Source organism: Nocardia nova (genome assembly GCF_002933465.1).
Classification (GTDB): domain Bacteria; phylum Actinomycetota; class Actinomycetes; order Mycobacteriales; family Mycobacteriaceae; genus Nocardia; species Nocardia nova_B.
In genome coordinates this window covers 1-525 of sequence record NZ_PSZE01000112.1, presented here as the reverse complement: position 1 = coordinate 525, position 525 = coordinate 1, and the positions used below count along the sequence as shown (strand labels likewise).

The 525-nt window shown below is 55.6% G+C and carries 2 rRNA genes; both read left to right on the top strand.

The window, feature by feature from the left end:
* A 16S ribosomal RNA gene (locus C5E41_RS33090) occupies positions 1-117 on the top strand; the annotation flags it as partial.
* Between the two features lie 324 nt (positions 118-441).
* A 23S ribosomal RNA gene (locus C5E41_RS33085) occupies positions 442-525 on the top strand; the annotation flags it as partial.

Sequence of the window (525 nt, the reverse complement as noted above, 5' to 3'; positions counted from 1 at the left end):
CACCCGAAGCCGGTGGCCTAACCCTTGTGGAGGGAGCCGTCGAAGGTGGGATTGGCGATTGGGACGAAGTCGTAACAAGGTAGCCGTACCGGAAGGTGCGGCTGGATCACCTCCTTTCTAAGGAGCACTTCTCCAGATGGTGTCTCGAACAGTCGAGATCGCCTCTGGCAGAGACAGTTTCGGACTCGTATGTAGTCCGGCTGGAGCTCATGGGTGGAACACTGACAACCTCTCCCGCGTGTCGGCTGGTCCTCAGTGACCGGCTGGTGGTTGATATATCGGCACACTGTTGGGTCCTGAAAGAACAGACGTTCTTTCCAGGCAAAAGATACGACTTGCTCGGATTTTCTGAGAAACTGCCGGCGTTGCCGGTAAGTCCTGATTTCCAATCTGGGTGGGTGTGTTGTTTGAGAACTGCACAGTGGACGCGAGCATCTTTGTTTGTAAGTGTGTAAGAGCGTACGGTGGATGCCTTGGCACCAGGAGCCGATGAAGGACGTAGGAGGCTGCGATAAGCCTCGGGGA